Annotated in this window: 14 protein-coding genes and 2 tRNA genes; 13 read left to right on the top strand and 3 right to left on the bottom strand. The window is 53.3% G+C overall.

The features are described from left to right. Positions 1–195: 195 nt before the first annotated feature. The 3 genes from dxs to DYH27_RS01485 all read left to right on the top strand — a co-directional run bounded on the left by dxs (position 196) and on the right by DYH27_RS01485 (position 4,991). On the top strand, positions 196–2,115 hold the full coding sequence (dxs, locus tag DYH27_RS01495; RefSeq protein ID WP_025068409.1) for a 1-deoxy-D-xylulose-5-phosphate synthase: 1,920 nt from the start codon (positions 196–198) through the stop codon (positions 2,113–2,115). 75 nt (positions 2,116–2,190) lie between these two features. Next, positions 2,191–3,531, top strand: a complete 1,341-nt coding sequence (gene trkA / locus DYH27_RS01490) for a Trk system potassium transporter TrkA (RefSeq protein WP_029216642.1) — start codon at positions 2,191–2,193, stop codon at positions 3,529–3,531. Positions 3,532–3,533: 2 nt separating this feature from the next. Next, positions 3,534–4,991: a TrkH family potassium uptake protein gene (locus tag DYH27_RS01485; RefSeq protein ID WP_004351340.1), complete on the top strand. Its 1,458-nt coding sequence runs from the start codon at positions 3,534–3,536 to the stop codon at positions 4,989–4,991. A 362-nt stretch (positions 4,992–5,353) separates the two neighbouring features. On the opposite strand, the gene DYH27_RS01480 is transcribed toward DYH27_RS01485, so the two are convergent. Then, positions 5,354–6,385, bottom strand: coding sequence for a DUF4435 domain-containing protein (locus tag DYH27_RS01480; RefSeq protein ID WP_025068410.1), 1,032 nt, complete (start codon positions 6,383–6,385; stop codon positions 5,354–5,356). A 22-nt stretch (positions 6,386–6,407) separates the two neighbouring features. Next, positions 6,408–7,226, bottom strand: a complete 819-nt coding sequence (locus tag DYH27_RS01475) for an AAA family ATPase (protein WP_004351308.1) — start codon at positions 7,224–7,226, stop codon at positions 6,408–6,410. Positions 7,227–7,304: 78 nt separating this feature from the next. Between DYH27_RS01475 and DYH27_RS13260 the strand changes: the two genes are divergently transcribed. From DYH27_RS13260 to cysK, 3 genes are all read left to right on the top strand, one after another. Further along, a complete protein-coding gene (locus DYH27_RS13260; RefSeq protein ID WP_147287450.1) occupies positions 7,305–7,592 on the top strand; it encodes a hypothetical protein in 288 nt (95 codons plus the stop codon). A 106-nt stretch (positions 7,593–7,698) separates the two neighbouring features. Then, positions 7,699–8,985, top strand: coding sequence for an O-acetylhomoserine aminocarboxypropyltransferase/cysteine synthase family protein (locus tag DYH27_RS01470; RefSeq protein WP_025068365.1), 1,287 nt, complete (start codon positions 7,699–7,701; stop codon positions 8,983–8,985). Between the two features lie 19 nt (positions 8,986–9,004). Next, a complete protein-coding gene (gene cysK / locus DYH27_RS01465; RefSeq protein WP_025068364.1) occupies positions 9,005–9,952 on the top strand; it encodes a cysteine synthase A in 948 nt (315 codons plus the stop codon). Positions 9,953–10,267: 315 nt separating this feature from the next. Here cysK and DYH27_RS01460 read toward each other — a convergent pair whose 3' ends face one another. Further along, positions 10,268–10,702, bottom strand: coding sequence for an HU family DNA-binding protein (locus DYH27_RS01460; RefSeq protein WP_025068363.1), 435 nt, complete (start codon positions 10,700–10,702; stop codon positions 10,268–10,270). 729 nt (positions 10,703–11,431) lie between these two features. Here DYH27_RS01460 and DYH27_RS01455 point away from each other — a divergent pair. From DYH27_RS01455 to asnS, 7 genes are all read left to right on the top strand, one after another. Continuing rightward, the gene (locus DYH27_RS01455; protein ID WP_025068362.1) at positions 11,432–11,662 is read left to right on the top strand and encodes a hypothetical protein; all 231 of its coding nucleotides are present in this window, start codon (positions 11,432–11,434) and stop codon (positions 11,660–11,662) included. Between the two features lie 20 nt (positions 11,663–11,682). Next, complete coding sequence (locus DYH27_RS01450) at positions 11,683–13,401, top strand: hypothetical protein (protein WP_025068361.1); 1,719 nt, start codon at positions 11,683–11,685, stop codon at positions 13,399–13,401. Between the two features lie 465 nt (positions 13,402–13,866). Continuing rightward, positions 13,867–13,941, top strand: a tRNA-Val gene (locus DYH27_RS01445). A gap of 47 nt (positions 13,942–13,988) precedes the next feature. Further along, positions 13,989–14,063 (top strand) — tRNA-Val (locus DYH27_RS01440). Between the two features lie 160 nt (positions 14,064–14,223). Continuing rightward, positions 14,224–15,570, top strand: coding sequence for an adenylosuccinate lyase (gene purB, locus DYH27_RS01435; RefSeq protein WP_025068360.1), 1,347 nt, complete (start codon positions 14,224–14,226; stop codon positions 15,568–15,570). Between the two features lie 134 nt (positions 15,571–15,704). Beyond that, positions 15,705–17,228: a pseudouridine synthase gene (locus tag DYH27_RS01430; protein ID WP_029216615.1), complete on the top strand. Its 1,524-nt coding sequence runs from the start codon at positions 15,705–15,707 to the stop codon at positions 17,226–17,228. A 215-nt stretch (positions 17,229–17,443) separates the two neighbouring features. Next, a complete protein-coding gene (asnS, locus tag DYH27_RS01425) occupies positions 17,444–18,835 on the top strand; it encodes an asparagine--tRNA ligase (protein WP_025068359.1) in 1,392 nt (463 codons plus the stop codon). Positions 18,836–19,071: the final 236 nt, after the last annotated feature.

Raw genomic sequence — 19,071 nt, 5'->3', positions numbered from 1 at the left:
ATAAATTCTGTTTATCTTATAAATTCTGTTTACCTTATAAGTCCTGCCTACCTTACATCACAGGGTTGTGTTTTTACTTGCATTACGGTACGACAGCTGTAAAATTCGGCATGAAATAACAGAATACCCATCTGTTTTATTTTGCCCTTTAAGCTATTTAGCGTATCTTTGCATTGTTTTTCATGCTATTCGACAATGTCAAACGAGAAAAGATACGCCCTTCTAAGTAAGATACAGTCACCTGCCGACCTGCGCAGACTGAGTCTGGACAGACTTCCTGAACTCTGTCAGGAGTTGCGAGAGGACATCATAGAAGAGGTTGCCGTCAATCCGGGACACCTTGCTTCCAGTTTAGGAGCAATCGAGATAACGGTGGCATGTCACTATGTTTTCAACACACCGGAAGACCGCCTTGTATGGGATGTCGGGCACCAGGCATACGGACACAAGATTCTGACCGGCCGGCGGGACAGCTTCTGCAACAACCGAAAGCTAAACGGAATGATGCCGTTCCCTTCCCCCATTGAAAGTGAATATGACACCTTCACCTGCGGTCATGCCTCCAACTCTATATCCGCAGCTCTGGGCATGGCTGTTGCAGCCAAACTGACAAAACAGCACCGCCATGTGGTAGCCATCATCGGTGACGGGGCTATGAGCGGCGGCCTGGCTTTTGAAGGTCTGAACAATGTCTCCAGCCAGCCCAACGACCTGCTAATTATCCTCAACGATAATGATATGTCGATAGACAGGGCTGTGGGCGGCATGGAACAGTATCTTTTGAACCTCGATACAAACGAGACTTACAACCGGATTCGCTTCAAGGCTTCACAGTGGCTGCACGCTAAGGGACTGCTGAACGACGAACGTCGGAAAGGACTGCTGCGCCTGAACAATGCCCTGAAGTCGGCACTGTCCCACCAACAGAATATGTTTGAAGGCATGAACATCCGTTACTTCGGTCCGTTCGATGGCAACAACATAACCGAACTGGTACGTATTCTCCGACAGCTGAAAGATATGAAAGGCCCGAAACTCCTCCATCTGCACACAAAGAAGGGGAAAGGGTATGAACCCGCAGAGAAGAGTGCTACCGTCTGGCATGCACCGGGCAAGTTCGACCCCGGGACAGGGGAACGCATCATACAGGACTGCAGCCACGAACCGCCGAAATTCCAGGATGTATTCGGCAAGACACTGCTGGAGCTTGCCAGGAAGAACCCTCGTATCGTGGGGGTCACACCGGCCATGCCGACCGGTTGTTCGATGAACATCATGATGAAGGAGATGCCCGACCGCACCTTCGATGTCGGCATTGCCGAGGCGCACGCCGTGACTTTCTCAGCCGGCATGGCAAAGGATGGACTGCAGCCTTTCTGCAACATCTACAGTGCTTTCTCGCAGCGTGCATACGACAGCATCATCCATGACATGGCCATACTGAATCTTCCGGTCGTACTCTGTCTGGACCGTGCAGGTCTGGTGGGCGAGGACGGAGCAACACACCACGGTGCTTTCGACATGGCTTTCCTGCGTCCGATTCCCAATCTCACGATTGCCTCACCGATGGACGAATGCGAACTGAGACGGCTGATGTATACGGCACAGCTGCCCGGAAAAGGCTCTTTCATCATCCGTTATCCACGCGGGCGGGGCGTACTGACGGACTGGAACTGTCCGCTCACAGAAATCAAGGTAGGAACAGGTCGCCGTCTGCATGACGGATGGGATGTGGCTGTTCTGAGCATCGGTCCTATCGGAAACGACGTTGAGAAAGCCATCAGACTGATTGAGAGTGCCGAGTCACCCGCCACAAAACACCATTGTCCATCAGTCGCCCATTACGATATGCGCTTCCTCAAGCCGCTGGATGAGAATCTACTGGAAGAAGTCGCCAGCCGTTTCTCACGCATTGTCACCATCGAGGACGGCGTTCAGAACGGCGGTTTGGGATCGGCCGTTACTGAATGGATGAACGACCATGGCTACCGTCCGCACATCACCCGCATGGGACTGCCCGACAGTTTCGTAGAGCAGGGAACCGTCCGACAGCTGTGGGAAATCTGCGGCATTGACGTAGAAAGCATCAAAAGGCAGCTGACCGTTGACCGCTGACCGTCCTTTCCGCCTGTTCCCTCTATCATCGCCTATCTTCTCCTATCCCCTCCTACAAGAATAAAAGAGCAAAGAATGAAAATCATCATATCCGGAGCATACGCCATCGGCACATATCTGGCAAAACTCCTTTCACGCGACAAGCAGGACATCATCCTGCTGGATGAAAATCCAGAGAACCTTGAAAAGATCAGCAGCGAGTTCGACCTGCTGACCATGGAATGCTCTGCAACCGACATCAGTGGACTGAAAGAGGCCGGTGCGGAACACGCCGACCTTTTCATCGCCGTCACACCGAACGAGCCGGTCAACATAGCCGCCTGCGTCATGGCGCATCAGCTGGGGGCGAAAAAAACGGTGGCACGTGTGGACAGCCCGGCATACATCGAAGAGCAGAACAAGAAACTGTTCCACAAAATGGGAGTCGACGATGTCATTTATCCCGAGATACTGGCTGCAAAAGACATCATCAACGGTCTGAAGATGTCGTGGGTACGCCAGCGCTGGGACGTTCACGACGGTGCCCTGGTAATGCTGGGAATCAAGCTGCGGGAGACCTGTGAGATCCTGGACAGGCCACTGAAAGAGATCAGCGGACCGAACGACCCTTATCATGTCGTGGCCATCAAGCACAACGACGAGACCATCATCCCAGGCGGAAACGACACTCTGCAGGTGTACGACCTCGTCTATTTCATGACAACGAGACAATACATCCCCTACATCCGGAAGATTGTCGGCAAGGAACATTACGTCGATGTGCAGAACGTCATCTTCATGGGAGGCGGCAAGACGGCCGCCCGAGCCGTGAAGATGCTGCCCGAATACATGCACGCCAAGATCATCGAACAGAGTCCTGAACGCTGCGAGGAGCTGAACAACATCTTCAACGAAGACACGCTCGTCATCAACGGTGACGGGCGCGACATTGCACTGCTGAAGGAAGAGGGCATCCGCAACACGCAGGCATTCGTGGCACTTACGTCCAATGCCGAGACCAACATCCTGGCGTGCCTGACGGCCAAACGGATGGGTGTACGCAAGACGGTCGCCTCCGTAGAGAACTTTGACTACGTGGGTACGGCAGAGAGCCTTGACATCGGCACGATCATCAACAAGAAGGCCGTTGCCGCCAGCCATATTTACCAGATGATGCTGGATGCCAACGTGGAGAACATCCGGTTCCTCATGTCGGTCAATGCCGATGTGGCCGAATTCACGCCCAGTCCCGACTCAAAGATCACCCGCAAGCCGGTGAAAGACATCAACCTGCCGAAAGGAGTCACCATCGGCGGACTGGTAAGGAACGGCGAGGGAATGCTTGTCTCCGGCAACACACAGATCGAGGCCGGCGATTCGGTGGTGATCTTCTGTTACAATGTGGACATGAAAAAGGTGGAAAAATTATTTATCTGATCATGCTGAATCTGAAACTTATCTCCAAGATTCTTGGGTCACTGCTATGGATAGAAGGACTGCTGCTGCTCAATTGTCTGGCCGTGTCATTGTGGTACCAGAGCGTCGATGTCATGCCCTTCGTCTGGAGCATCCTCATTACTGTCGGCACAGGCTTCCTGTTCCGTCTGCTGGGGCGCAATGCCGACAATCTCCTGGGTCGCCGTGACGCTTACTTCGTCGTGACTGTGGCCTGGATTCTCTTCACGCTGTTCGGCACACTCCCGTTTATGATCAGCGGATATATCCACAGCTTCACGGATGCCTTCTTTGAGGCCATGTCGGGTTTTACGACGACTGGTGCCACAATCATCGACTATCCAGAACGGCTTCCGAAAGGACTTCTCTACTGGCGTTCGCTCACCCAATGGATCGGCGGACTGGGCATCGTGTTCTTCACCATAGCCATTCTTCCCTCCATCGTAGGCGGATCGGTAAAGGTGTTCGCAGCCGAAGCGACAGGGCCCATCAAGAGCAAGCTCCATCCCCGACTGAGCACAAGTGCGAAGTCGATATGGGTTGTTTATCTGATGCTGACCGTGGCCTGCATCCTCAGTTACAAACTCTGTGGAATGGGATGGTTCGACGCCTTCAATTATTCCATGACGAGTACGGCGACCGGCGGTTTCGCCACCGAGAGCGGTTCCATCATGACGTTCCACTCCCCGGCCGAAGAGTATGTCTGTTCACTGTTCTGCTTCCTCTCGGGAGTGAATTTCACGCTTATGTATGCTTCGGCCGTAGGCATGGATATCAGGAAACTACTGAAAAACAGCGAATTCCGGCTCTATGCCCTCATGGTACTTTCGTTCGCCCTGTTCATTGCCTTCGAGCTTGTCTATCGCAACCATTACGACATCGAGCACGCTTTCCGCAGTGCCATCTTCCAGGTGGTTTCATTCATCACGACGACAGGCCTCGTCAGCGATGATGCCGGCAAGTGGCCGCACGTGACGTGGGTCGTCCTGGCAGCCTGTATGTTCTTCGGCGGCTGTTCAGGCTCTACGAGCGGCGGCATTAAGAGCATCCGGGGCGTAATGCTGCTGAAAGTGATCCGAAACGAGTTCCGGCAGATTCTGCATCCCAATGCGGTCCTGCCCATGAAGATTGACGGCGTGAACATCCCGCAGTCGAAGCGCGTGACCCTCCTGGGATTCATCGGACTGTATCTCGTACTGACACTCTTCTGTTCCTTTACGATGATTGCCTTCGGCATCGACAACACAAATGCCATCACCATCACGCTGAGTAGTCTCGGCAATGTGGGCCCGACGCTCGGCATGGAAATAGGACCGACGATGTCGTGGGCACAGCTGCCCGACATTGCCAAGTGGATCTGCTCCTTCCTCATGCTTGTCGGCCGTCTGGAACTGTTCACCGTCCTGGTACTGTTCACACCGGCGTTCTGGAAGGAGAACTGAAACGCTCCATAATCCGTCATCAGGGATTACCCGAGAACAAACATGGCACTTTTTAGGGACAGGACGGCAGTGACAGGAAAATAATTCCACAGCAGACCGGTCACAGGCGCATCTGCTGTGGATGAAGCCAGACTATGTCTTATCCTAAAATATATTCTTCTGCGGCAGACTCTTTACCGGGGGAGCATGATGTTTATTGCAGAAAACTTACTTTCAGGAGAATAGCACTACTTCTATCCGATTATTAACTACTTCTATCCGATTATTATAATGCTTGACGTGATCCGTGCTAAGCCTTGACACTATTGGTGTACCCCCTCAACACCAATGGTGTTTACCCTCGGCACACTGACAGGAAAGAATCAGTAATTATCTACTGGTTCCTCATCCGACTGCCGTGCTGCCTGTTCTAAGAATCTGTCCACATCCTCCCGAAGTCTTCGGAACGGTTCAGAGCCGACATAGCCCACGTTACGGCGGAGCATGGGAACAATCGCCTCCGTACTGTGGCTGTAACTTGAAAGTTCGTTGCGCCGCTGTGTGTCGTGTACGGCATTGCGGTTTATTTCTTCTTCGCGTTCCCGGATCAAACGGTCGCAGACACGCTTCAGGACCGGGACGACGATGTTGTCGAAAAGATGGTGTCCCTGAATATAAAGATAGGTGGTTGCAGGTGTCACACCCAATGTACGCAGCTCGTCCTTGAGCTGCAGATAACTCTCTTTCGCCGCCGGATTCTCCCGCTGCAACTGCCGTACCCGCATCTGGACCTTGTTCCGCAACCGCTGCAGGCTTTCAGCAGCTCCCCGCAAGGAGAAGGAGCCTACCTCCACCACCCTGTTGAAGTCGGAGATGGTGAACCGCCGGTGGAGTCCGTGCCTGTAATGCCAGATGCTCCACACAAAGAGCGGGTGGATGATCTCGCTGTACTGCTTCAGGAACTCCTCGAAGTTGAAGACGGCATGGTCGTTGAGGGCCACGGCCACCGTCACATCGTGCAGGCTCGGCGCATAGCATTGCAGGTTCTCGATGGCGTATGCGTATGTGTGGAACACATAAGGATTACCGTTCACCTCTGCCGACAGAGGCGTAGTTCCCTGGAGAAGATAATCGTAGTCGGCATCCACACAGGCAATCATGTTCTCGCCCATGTTCTGCGCGACGAGGTTCATCAGCACTGACCGCTTCCCCTTCGTCAGGTTGATTCTCGACGGCAGCATCACTTCAAAATAGCGGTCCTCGTTCTCGAATCCACTCAGCACGGTACGCCAGAAGAAGATGTCGTCATACGCTTCCACGTAGGCGATGATCTTCCTCCGTGCGTGCTTCCCGTTCAGCCGGTTCGCCGCTTCAATATATGCCGACGAAAGGTTGTCGCTCAGTCTTCTTCCCATCATTCATCCCCCCTGCCTGCAGTCAGTTGTCAGTGATGTCCGTCACCTCGGTCACACGGTCGATCCATCCGTTCATGATGACGGCCGGACTATGTGTGGCAAGGATGATCTGTACATTCGGGTTCAGCTCCAGAATGAGGTCGATGAGCCGTTTCTGCCAGTCGATATGCAGGCTCACCTCCGGTTCGTCCATGAAGAGGACATAATCCTTATTGTCTTCCACCAGCACCGTCAGCAGAATGACCAGCATCTGCTTCTCGCCGCTCGACAGCTGATAGGGGGCGAGCGTCTCTCCCATCAGCGAGAAACGGATCTCATTCTCCGACCGGACAATCTTCTTGCCGGTCTCGGTGAACAGGTCGTCCAGAATGTCCTGAAACCGCTTCTTAGGCTGCGATATGCGCTGTGCCTTCACCGCCGCATCGGCCTCTCCCCCCTGCAAGGTCTCTATGATACGGTTGCCGATGTTCACCTGATAATCGAGGTATTTGCGCTGAAGCTGGAAGAGCTGCCAGTCAAGTTCCGTGACGAGGTTGGTGTTTATCTTGCTGATGCTGTCCGAATCCATCAGCGGACGGTCGAACGAGCGGATGATGTCGTAGCGTATCCACCGCGCATCGTCCGGACAGACCTTCAGCCGCACGCCCTTGAGCGAGTGGCTGGGGAACTCGCCGCCCTGCGAAAGGCTGCGTACCACCTTGTTCAGAATGGTGCTCTTGCCCACACCGTTGATGCCGCTCAGGATGTTCACCTGCCGGTCCAGCGTCCACCGGATGTGCTTCTTTCCGCTCCAGAGCGAGTCGATCTCGATTTCTTCTATGTAATCAGCGTATTTCTGCATAATCGTAGAGATTGATGACAACTGTAATGCAAATATAATGTTTTTTATCTGAATGGCAATGCGAGACCGATATTTTAATTGCACAAGGTAGGTTTGAAAGCACCTGGCACAGACAACATTCAACTACAGACATACCTGTCGGCAGCCCTTTGGCTATGTGTCGCCAATCTTTTGGCGACAGGCTGCCGATTTACCGCAACAGGCTGCCGCAATACGACACGTGGCTCTGTCGCCATGGTCGTCGCCCATAAATACCACATTCATGGTAGGGAAAATAACACAAGTGGAGTATTCCACGCATCGGGAAAAGTCCGTACCTTTGCAACCGCAAACAAGATACATCCGGGGCGTGGATGCCCGATGTGACACGTGAACGGCAGAGAATTAATATCAATAAATGTATTAACCGTTTCCCCTCCACCCTCTCATTAAGGTCCACGGAAGGAACAGAAAAGAAAGGAAACCCAGTTTTATGGCAAAACAAAAGTATCACTTCGAGACACTCCAGCTCCATGCAGGACAGGAACAGGCTGACCCGGCGACAGGTTCACGTGCCGTGCCCATCTACCAGACGACCTCCTACGTCTTCAACGACTGTCAGCACGCTTCCGACCTCTTTGCGCTCAAGGCGACCGGCAACATCTACGGCCGGCTGAACAATCCGACACAGACAGCCTTTGAAGAGCGTATCGCTGCGCTCGAAGGGGGTGTGGCAGGACTTGCCGTCGCATCCGGCGCAGCAGCCGTCACCTACGCCATCACCAACATCGCTTTCGCCGGCGATCATGTCGTCGCCTCCAAGACCATCTACGGAGGTACGTACAATCTCCTGGCACACACGCTGAGCAAATACGGCATCAGCACCACCTTCTTCGACCCCGACAACTACGAGGAACTGGAGTCAGCCATCCGGGACAACACCCGGCTGGTCTACATCGAGACGCTGGGCAATCCCAACTCCAACATCTCCGACATCGAACGGTCGGCCGACATCGCCCACCGCCACGGCCTTCCGCTGCTGATAGACAACACGTTCGGCACACCTTACCTGATCCGCCCGATAGAACACGGTGCCGACATCGTCGTACATTCCGCCACAAAGTTCATCGGCGGCCACGGGACTTCCCTCGGGGGTGTCATCGTCGACGGCGGCACCTTCGACTGGAAGGCAGACCCCGGGAAGTTCCCGGGCTTCAACAAGCCGGACGCTTCTTATCACGGCCTTGTCTTCGGCGATGTGCCCGCACCGTTCGCGACACGCGTCCGCACACTGCTGCTGCGCGACCAGGGAGCAGCCATCTCTCCGTTCAATGCCTTCCTGCTGCTGCAGGGGCTGGAGACACTGAGTCTGCGGGTGGAACGGCACGTGTACAACACCAGGAAGGTACTGGAATACCTGGAGAAACAGCCGCTGGTCAAGAAGATCAACCATCCGGCCGTGGCTTCCCATCCCAACCACGACCTCTACCAGCGTTACTTTCCCAACGGCGCAGGCAGCATCTTCACCATCAAGCTTGACGGCGACCAGCAGAAGGCATTCGACTTCATCGACCATCTCAAGGTGTTCTCCCTGCTGGCCAATGTGGCCGACCTGAAGTCGCTCGTCATCCATCCGCTCTCCACCACACACTCCGAACTGAGCGTGGAGGAGGCCGCCGGTCAGGGCATCTACCCGAACACCGTCCGCCTCTCCATCGGTACAGAACATTATGAAGACATTATCGCCGACCTCGACCAGGCATTCGAGGCGGTGAAGTAAGAAACATAACAACAACATCATGGCAAAGATAGCAGACAGACTCACAGAACTTATCGGGAACACGCCGCTGCTGGCACTCCGTAAGTTCTCTGCAGGGAAGGGGCTCGAAACGCCCATCCTCGCAAAGATAGAATATTTCAACCCCGGCGGCAGCGTGAAGGACCGCATCGCACTGGCAATGATAGAAGATGCCGAAGCGAAAGGACAGCTGAAACCCGGTGCGACCATCATCGAACCGACCAGCGGAAACACAGGAGTCGGACTGGCACTGGTGGCGGCCGTGAAAGGCTACCGGCTCATCCTGACCATGCCCGAGACGATGAGCGTCGAACGGCGGAATCTTGTGAAAGCATACGGTGCCACGGTGAAGCTGACCAGCGGGAAGGACGGCATGAAGGGGGCGATCAAGGTGGCCGAAGAACTGCGCAGCTCCATTCCAGGCAGCGTCATCCTCCAGCAGTTCGAGAACCAGGCCAATCCGGAACGGCATTACCGCACGACAGGGCCGGAGATATGGCGTGATACCGACGGCAAGGTGGATGTCTTCGTAGCAGGCGTGGGGACCGGCGGTACCGTCAGCGGCATCGGACGTTACCTCAAGGAACAGAATCCGGCTGTCAAGATCGTTGCCGTCGAGCCGGCTGCCTCGCCCGTCCTGAGCGGCGGAAAGAGCGGACCGCACAAGATACAGGGTATCGGAGCCGGCTTCGTACCGGCGACTTACAGCAAGGAATACGTAGACGAAGTGTTCCAGGTAGAGAACGACCAGGCCATCCTCGCCGGCCGTCAGCTGGCACAGCAGGAAGGCCTGCTGGTCGGCATCTCTTCTGGAGCGGCCGCCTTTGCAGCAGCCGAGATAGCCCGCCGGCCGGAGAATGCAGGCAAGACCGTCGTGGCCCTTCTCCCTGACACGGGCGAGCGTTACCTCTCGACCGTGCTCTACGCTTTTGAGGAATATCCTCTTTAACACCTTTTCTCACTGTGTCTGCAAGCTGCTTCCTCCCTACGGAAGCCGGGGCCGGACACTGAGAACGAGGGTATTTCAAAACTCAGGATTCAGAAAGAACTCTTTTCCTATCGACAGTTTCAAACCCTCATAAACACCAAAACAACCGCTATCATCGAGTTATCAACTCTTTGGTAGCGGTTGTTCTTTACAAATAATAGCTGTCTTTAGCTGGAAGCGAGTTTTGACACGCCCTCTCTGTACAATATCAAATCCATGTCCGGCCGATGATTTCCCACAGCCGTTTTCAGCGGGAGGAACTCGCCGGCGGGCCTTTTAATCTTCCTCCTCTTCGTCCTCTTCCGGCTCCGCCCACTCCACACGCGCACCGTAGGCAAGGGTCTGGTTTTTCTTCCCAGTACGCGCATTGCGGGTACTGGTGGGTACGAAGCGGCACTTCACGTTCTTGACGTGCTTCCTAATGTCAAAATCCTCGGGATTGTCTACCGGCTCACTCTCCACGGTGAGATGGAAACGGCCGAGACCTTCAAGGGCCACCGTCTCTCCCTCACGCAGCCGGTAGGAGATTTCATCCACCAACGCAATGACAAGCCCGCGCACGTCACCACGCGAGAACGATGTGTTCTCCTGGATGGCATCGGCAAGTTCCTCTGTCGTCACAACGCCCGTACTGACCGTACGGGCATACCACTTGCCAGCACCTTTCTTGTCCTTGAACTTACTCTGTTCCAGTCTTATTTCTACTGCCATAACATTATGCTTATCTGTTCTCCTTCCGTAAAAATCACTGCAAATATAAGCAAAATAAACAATTCGGGCAAGATAAAAATAAACTATTTTACAAAATCATTCTACCTTTGGGCAGGTTCTAAAATAATCCTTAAGGCAGATTTTCAAAGACGGATTTCATAATACCAGTATACTACCAAAAACTTTTTAGGACAGCCCCTAATGGATGCCTCACATTAAGTCCGCAGACAGAACGACTCTTGAGAATTGGCTGAATCCATAAAGTCCATCTATCCGCATGGAGGTTTAGGAGAGGGAAATTCACTTTTTTGGATTTTTTCTGTAAAATATTTGCATTTTCAATAAATTTCGTCTAATTTTGCACCGGAAATGGTAGTCTCTTGTCAGGAGGCTACAGTTGACTGTGTGAATATGACGGCAAAGGAAAATATCAACGGCGGCAGCAAGGGCCTGCGGGGAAACAGAGGTTTCCTTGCAACTTTTAACGCTTTATATTTGGCAGTCCCGGATATTTTGCTAACACACACACACACACACACACACACACACACACAGGCGCACCGTCGCTGACCTCCCTCTAAAAAACGTTCGCATACGCGCGCGCATGGCGTGCCGCAATCCCGGCAGACAAAGGGCTTCGCATGAGTTCCCTTTGTCCGCTTTTCCGTGTCCTTTTGTCCCGTCGGGCAAAAGGAAATAAGTGCAATCAACTCATAAAACAGAAAATATATGAAACAGAAGGAAAACAGACAAGAAGCCGACGCGAGGCTCACTTACATGACACCGCAGGTGAAGGTCGTCTCTCTCGGCCACGGCCCACTGCTGCAGCAGTTCTCCGGCGGACACAACGACGCAGGCAACGACGACAGCCCCCTGCATGCCCGCCGCATCGACTCTTTCGGCTGGGAAGACGAAGAGGACGACGGAGAGTCCTCCTACGGGAAAAAACTTGACTGGTAACGAACGAAAACAACAAGAAAATGAAAAGAAAGAAGAAAAAAGCAAGCATTTTATCGCTGCTGGCCCTTGCCGCCGTGCTGTTCACGGCCTGCGCCACGGACGATGCAGACACCGACAGACAGAACCCGAAGCAGAAGCCCGACACCGCAGGATTGACGGCCTTTTCCGTAAACAACGAGGTGCTGCCCGCAGACCCCACGAGTCCCACGACGCGTGTCGTCGGCGAATATACCGGGACGGGCATCAAATTCTACTGGAATGGAGCCGAATTAGTCGGGGTGGGATCAGAGGTAGATCGCGACACACATGAACCAAAATTCTTTGGTGCCGACGGGAGCGACATCAGGGATCAGCTTAAAGCCTCGGGCAAAGACCGTACGTCCAGAGCTACGTTCTGGTTTCGTGTCGGTGAGTTGACTGCCTCCCAATATCCCATGCGCTATGTTGGAAACTGGGAATATCCTGTATTGTACAGAGCTAAAATAGAGAGCAAGCAAGAGCAGACCAAGCCCAACGATGCCCCGAATCTTGCCCAATACGGCGACTGCGGTACAGGCACGGCGTACCGGCAAGCTGACGGGAATTACACTTTCATGATCGACCACAAGGCCTCCTACATCACCTTCCTGCCCTATACCTCGCAGAAAGGTGTTGCCCGGTCCAAAATCGAGCAAATCAAGGTGACGGCCGACAAAGCTGTCTGCGGAATATTCAAATTCGACGACAACGGCATCGACCTCAGCTCCCGTCCCGCCACCACAAGGTACAACAACTACATAGAGCTGAAATTGAACGATTTCCCCATCCCGCTGACAGCTCCCAATGCCGAGGCCAATGCCGCCATCATGGTCATCGCGCCGGGCACGTACAGCAAATTCACTGTAGAATATACCATCTATGAGAACAACTCGGTTCCTCAAGGTGGTACCGGCGTTCGGGGCACCATCACCAAGGAATACAGCAACGTAACCTTTACTGCCGGCAAGAACAAGATCATCAGCCAGAACCTGCAAGTGCCCGAATACAGAGGTGATGTCTATTATATGTGGGATGCCGCCGTGGGGCAACACTATTGGAAAGGCTACGAATGGAATGGTCCGCATCCCGAACAGCCGACTTACGCTTGGGAACAAACCGGCTCCACCAATTACCCCAAGGACAATACCGACCCCCGTTGGTATAGAGAACTTCCGGACGGACTTACTCGCGACGACTACAACGATATGGAAGCCAAACGCAGTTGCAAGGACTGCCCCAATGTAAACGAACTTTACTGGTACATAATGAAAGGCGATTACTACTGGGACAACTCTCTTTGGGTTTGTATGGATCACCTCCATAAAGGAGGCCACTGGCTAAAGAAGCTGCGCGTCATCGCTAAGGAAGAAGGCAAATCCGTATCCGATTTGAAGAATGTTTCTCCCGATGGCAAAGATCATAGAAAAGAAGTTGTGGGGTCCACGGTGTCCAACAGCATTTCTTCAGGGCACTGGGAGCGTAAGCCCGCCAATATAGACGACTATTTCTATCTTCCCGATCTCCACTGTTATGATCAAACAGGTGGTCCGGGAGGAGACGCTGTCTATTGGTCAAGTACGCCTCTTTATGAGTGGGATTCGATATGGGGTCCTCGTTCTGCCAACGCAGCATACAGGGTGTTCCTTTATGGAACCCATATAGATCTGGGCACTTGGAGCGCAGATGTCGGATGTCCACAGAACTGGCCTACCGACCGCTAAGCCGCACCATGCCAGTTTCCTTTACGGAATTTGGTTTCGGCCTCGGTGAATGCAGGATGCATCGAGCAGATTCACAGCTTGACAACCTTTAATTTGTAAGTAGTATTCCCCGAGAAGCAAAGAAAAGACCATTTCTTTACTCAAAAATGAGTTTTGAAATGGTCTTTTCCTGTCGGATTGTCCCAGACTGTAAAACCTTCAGAATGGGGTTCTGCAGGAGAGAAACCATCCACCCTGCAAGTTGTCTGATTGACGTACAGGTATTTCAGCAGGCCGTAAGGCAATCACCCTCATATTCCGGCCGCCTGCAAACGTCTAAGCATTATACGCCGACAGAACCTCACCATACACCCATACAAAGACCCAAATTAAACACCCAAATAAGATTTTCAATCAAATAATTCTCTATTTGCTTGCTGGAACGAAAATCTTTCCCTACCTTTGCACTCGCCTTACAAAAAGTAAGGGCGTTTAGCTCAGCTGGTTTAGAGCATCTGCCTTACAAGCAGAGGGTCGGCGGTTCGAATCCGTCAACGCCCACAAGGGGTGTTTCCCTGTGACCTTTCGGGGTTGCAGGGAATTTTAAAGGGCGTTTAGCTCAGCTGGTTTAGAGCATCTGCCTTACAAGCAGAGGGTCGGCGGTTCGAATCCGTCAACGCCCACCTTTATGTATAAGAGAAATGAATGACTTTGCAACGCCTGTTGTGAGGTCTTTTTTATTTTATTGAGAATTTATCCGCATTCTTTTCAGAATATTATTATTATTATTTGCGCTGTTACTGATTTTATTGTTAATTTTGCACCATATTAATCAACATTGTTATGATCCTCGACACATTGACAGCCGTATCTCCCATTGACGGTCGCTACCGAAACAAGACCGAACACCTTGCCGACTATTTTTCCGAGTATGCCCTCATCCGTTACCGGGTACGTGTCGAAATCGAGTATTTCATCACGCTGTGCGAGCTGCCCTTGCCGCAACTGGAAAGTTTCGACAGCACGCTCTTCGAGTCGCTGCGTGACATCTACCGCAACTTCGACGAGGCTTCGGCGGCACGGGTAAAGGAAATTGAGAAGACGACCAACCACGACGTGAAGGCGGTTGAATACTTCCTCAAAGAAGAGTTTGACAGGATCGGCGGGCTGGAGGCCTACAAGGAGTTCATCCACTTCGGCCTGACTTCGCAGGACATCAACAACACAAGTGTCCCGCTGTCAGTAAAGGAAGCACTCGAAGAGGTGTTCTATCCGCAGGTCGAGGAGCTGATCGCACAGCTGAAGGAATACGTCGGGGAATGGAAGGATGTGCCGATGCTGGCGAAGACACATGGACAGCCGGCCTCCCCCACCCGACTGGGCAAGGAGATTGAGGTCTATGTCTATCGCCTGTCCGAGCAGCTTGCATCCCTGCGCAGCTGCAAGCTGACAGCCAAGTTCGGCGGTGCCACGGGCAACTTCAACGCCCATCACGTGGCTTATCCGCAGTATGACTGGCGTGCCTTCGGCAACCGGTTCGTCAGCGAGAAGCTGGGGCTGGAACGTGAACAGTGGACGACACAGATCAGCAACTACGACCATCTGGGCAGCGTGTTCGATGCCATCCGCCGCATCAATACCATCATCATCGACCTGGACCGTGACTTCTGGATGTACATCTCCATGGAATATTTCAAGCAGAAGATCAAGACCGGCGAGGTAGGGTCAAGTGCCATGCCGCACAAGGTGAACCCCATCGATTACGAAAACAGCGAGGGAAACCTCGGGATAGCCAACGCCATCCTGCAATTCCTGGCACAGAAGCTGCCGGTGAGCCGCCTGCAGCGCGACCTTACGGATTCCACCGTACTGCGCAATGTCGGTGTACCGCTCGGTCACAGCATCATCGCCATCCAAAGTACACTGAAAGGACTGCGCAAGCTCATCCTCAACGAGAAGAAACTGAGCGAGGACCTTGACAACACATGGGCCGTCGTGGCCGAAGCCATCCAGACCATCCTGCGCCGTGAAGCCTATCCGCATCCCTACGAGGCACTGAAGGCGCTCACCCGCACAAACGAGAAGATGACCGAAGAGACCATCCATGCGTTCATCCGCACGCTCAATGTCAGCGACAATGTGAAAGCCGAACTGATGGCTATCACCCCGCACAACTATACGGGAATTTAACCACTTCCCCAAAAGCTCTACAAGCAGACAGCAACTGAGTAGCTCCTGTCAAACGGAGTTCAAATTATAAACAAAATAAAACAACTATCATTGGCCGTGAGGCCAGTAACACCAAAACAAAAAGCAAAACAACTATGGCAGAAGAATTCGAGAACAAAGAAGTTCAGTCTGAGCAGAACGAGAACAGCCGGGAGGGCTATTCAGCAGCCGGTCAAGGCAGCTACCAGAGAGAGTACCGTGGCACAACAGGACGCACACAGCGGCCGCGTATTCACAGCCAGCGTGCTTACAGCAGCAACAAGACAAACAACGGCAACGACGAAGGCGGATTCCGTCCGGAAGGTTTCGGCTCTGGTCTGCAGAGTACAAACCGCCCGCAGCAGGGAGGCTACCGGCCACGCCAGAACAGCTACGGAGGCTACAACAACCGCGGTGGCTATCAGAACCGCCCGCAGCAAGGGGGCTACCGGCCACGCTACAACAACAACGGTGACGAAGGCGGCTACCAGCCACGGCAGGGCGGATATAACAACCGCGGTGGCTATCAGAACCGCCCGCAGCAGGGAGGTTACCGTCCTCGTTACAACAACGACGAAAACGGTTACCAGCAACAGCCTTACCGCCCACGCTACAATGCCGGAAACGGTGCTGAGGGCGAGGAAAACAATGGCTATCAGGCAAACCAGGGAGGTTATCAGCCGCGGCACGGAGGTTACCAGCCACGCGGCGGCTACCAGAACCGCGGCTATAACAACAACCGGGGAGGTTACAATCATGGAGGCTATCAGAACCGGGGAGGTTACAACAACCGTGGCGGCTACCAGAACCGCGGCGGCTACAATCAGGGCGGTTATCGCCAGCGTACAGCTGATTATGACCCGAATGCTAAATACTCGCTCAAGAAGCGGATTGAGTACAAGGAGGAGAACTTCGACCCGAATGAGCCGATCCGCCTGAACAAGTACCTTGCCAATGCCGGTGTATGCTCACGCCGTGAGGCAGACGAATTCATCCTCTCCGGCGCAGTGACCGTAAACGGAGAAGTCGTAAAGGAACTCGGCAGCAAGGTGCTGCGCTCTGACGTAGTCCTCTTCCAGGAGAAGCCGGTATCATTGGAGAAGAAAGTATATGTCCTTCTGAACAAACCGAAGGATTACGTCACCACGAGCGATGACCCGCAGCAGCGCAAGACGGTCATGGACCTCGTGAAGGGAGCCTGCCCGGAACGTATCTATCCTGTAGGCCGCCTGGACCGTAACACGACAGGTGTGCTGCTCCTTACCAACGACGGCGACCTTGCCTCAAAGCTTACCCATCCCAAGTTCCTGAAGAAGAAGGTCTATCATGTGTTCCTCGACAAGCCGGTCACAGCCAACGACCTGCAGAAAATCTCTGACGGCATCGAGCTTGAGGACGGTGAGATCAAGGCTGATGCCATTGAATATGCCGACCCACAGGACCAGACACAGGTGGGCATCGAAATCCACAGCGGCAAAAACCGCATCGTCCGTCGCATCTTCGAGAGTCTCGGCTATCGCGTTGTCAAGCTCGACCGTGTACAGTTCGCCGGTCTGACGAAGAAGAATGTACGTCGTGGCGACTGGCGGTTCCTCACGGAGAAGGAAGTGGATATGCTGCGCATGGGGGCATTTGAGTAGAAAAGCAGGCCTCTCCAAGTCCCTCAGAAAGAGGGATGCAGGAGGACAAACGGGGATAAAGACATCCCCGAAAGCTTCTATAAACGGCCTCCACGACCCCTCTAAAGAAAGGAATGTAAGAAACCAGGCAATGCCGTTACCGGTCATTGTGCATATCAGTGACTGACATTCCCTCCTCTTGAGGCACTCTGGAGGCCCTAACTACAACATTAAAGATGAAGAGAACAAAAGTCGTCGATGCACTTGCCTGCACCGACTTTGGAAAAGATATCAACGTAAAGGGATGGGTGCGTTCCCACAGAAGCAGCAAGGCTGTTGACTTCATCGCACTGAACGACGGCTCCACCATCAAAAACATCCAGGTAGTCGTCGACCCGTCAAAGATGGATGCAGAAGAGCTGAAAAGCATCACGACAGGAGCCTGCATCAGTGTTGTCGGGACGCTTGTTGAGAGCCAGGGAAAGGGACAGACTTCCGAAATCCAATGCAAGGAAGTCGAAATCTACGGTCTCTGTCCAAGCGACTATCCCATGCAGAAAAAAGGACAGAGCTTCGAATATATGCGCAAGTACGGGCATATGCGTCTGCGTACAAACACTTTCGGAGCAGTCTTCCGCATCCGCCACAACATGGCCATCGCCATCCACAGGTACTTCCATGAGCATGGATTCTACTATTTCCATACCCCGCTGATTACAGGCAGCGATGCAGAGGGAGCCGGCAATATGTTCCAGGTGACGACACTCGACCTCGACCGCATCGCCAAGTCAGGAAAGGTTGACTACAATGCAGATTTCTTCGGAAAGCGCACGAATCTCACCGTTTCCGGACAGCTGGAAGGCGAACTGGGCGCGACATCACTCGGTGCCATCTACACATTCGGACCGACGTTCCGTGCCGAAAACTCCAACACGCCCCGCCACCTGGCAGAGTTCTGGATGGTCGAGCCGGAGGTCGCCTTCATCGACAAGGACGAGCTGATGGACCTGGAGGAAGATTTCATCAAGTACTGTGTCCGGTGGGCACTGGACAACTGCAAGGACGACCTTGAGTTCCTGAACAAGATGATCGACAAGGAGCTCATCGCACGTCTGGAAGGTGTATTGAAGGAAGACTTCGTCCGCCTTACCTATACAGAGGGCATCGAAATTCTCCGGAAGGCTGTCGCCGACGGCGTGAAGTTCGAGTTCCCGATTACCGGATGGGGCATGGACCTCAGCAGCGAGCACGAACGCTATCTTGTCGAGGATCACTTCAGACGTCCTGTCATCATGACCGACTACCCGAGCGAAATCAAGTCGTTCTACATGAAGAAGAACCCCGACGGAAAGACCATGCAGGGAACCGATGTACTCTTCCCGCGCATCGGCGAAATCATCGGCGGCTCTGTCCGTGAAGAGAACTATGACGAACTGCTTGCGGAGATAGACAGCCGAGGCATGAAGCGTGAGGTGTACGACTGGTATCTCGACACCCGCAAGTACGGAACCTGCCCTCATGGCGGATTCGGTCTCGGCTTCGAACGGCTTATCCTCTTCGTTACCGGTATGCAGAATATCCGCGACGTAATTCCGTTCGCACGCACACCGAAGAACGCAGAGTTCTGAAGATTCTTCTTGCAAAGAAACAAAGGAGCGGTATATAGACCGCCTCATATAGAAACAGGGACACACAGATTTTGTGTGCCCCTGTTCTGTTTCCACACACTTTCACAGGTATGATTCTCCTGCAAAACTCTGCCGATTCCCAGATGGACACATGGGCTGCCAGATTTGAAATATCCTTACAACAATTGCTTTCCGTCCTGCCTGGAAGACGGAAAGAAGGAACCCAATATCCACTT

Source organism: Prevotella denticola (genome assembly GCF_900454835.1).
In the GTDB taxonomy this organism is placed as follows: Bacteria; Bacteroidota; Bacteroidia; order Bacteroidales; family Bacteroidaceae; genus Prevotella; species Prevotella denticola.
This window is presented reverse-complemented; position numbering and strand designations above follow the sequence as displayed.

Excerpts from the sequence above, each read along its gene's own strand:
- dxs (WP_025068409.1), top strand. The coding sequence starts at position 196 with ATGTCAAACGAGAAAAGATACGCCCTTCTAAGTAAGATACAGTCACCT.
- trkA (WP_029216642.1), top strand. The coding sequence starts at position 2,191 with ATGAAAATCATCATATCCGGAGCATACGCCATCGGCACATATCTGGCA.
- DYH27_RS01485 (WP_004351340.1), top strand. The coding sequence starts at position 3,534 with ATGCTGAATCTGAAACTTATCTCCAAGATTCTTGGGTCACTGCTATGG.
- DYH27_RS01480 (WP_025068410.1), bottom strand. The coding sequence starts at position 6,385 with ATGGGAAGAAGACTGAGCGACAACCTTTCGTCGGCATATATTGAAGCG.
- DYH27_RS01475 (WP_004351308.1), bottom strand. The coding sequence starts at position 7,226 with ATGCAGAAATACGCTGATTACATAGAAGAAATCGAGATCGACTCGCTC.
- DYH27_RS01470 (WP_025068365.1), top strand. The coding sequence starts at position 7,699 with ATGGCAAAACAAAAGTATCACTTCGAGACACTCCAGCTCCATGCAGGA.
- cysK (WP_025068364.1), top strand. The coding sequence starts at position 9,005 with ATGGCAAAGATAGCAGACAGACTCACAGAACTTATCGGGAACACGCCG.
- DYH27_RS01460 (WP_025068363.1), bottom strand. The coding sequence starts at position 10,702 with ATGGCAGTAGAAATAAGACTGGAACAGAGTAAGTTCAAGGACAAGAAA.
- DYH27_RS01455 (WP_025068362.1), top strand. The coding sequence starts at position 11,432 with ATGAAACAGAAGGAAAACAGACAAGAAGCCGACGCGAGGCTCACTTAC.
- DYH27_RS01450 (WP_025068361.1), top strand. The coding sequence starts at position 11,683 with ATGAAAAGAAAGAAGAAAAAAGCAAGCATTTTATCGCTGCTGGCCCTT.
- purB (WP_025068360.1), top strand. The coding sequence starts at position 14,224 with ATGATCCTCGACACATTGACAGCCGTATCTCCCATTGACGGTCGCTAC.
- DYH27_RS01430 (WP_029216615.1), top strand. The coding sequence starts at position 15,705 with ATGGCAGAAGAATTCGAGAACAAAGAAGTTCAGTCTGAGCAGAACGAG.
- asnS (WP_025068359.1), top strand. The coding sequence starts at position 17,444 with ATGAAGAGAACAAAAGTCGTCGATGCACTTGCCTGCACCGACTTTGGA.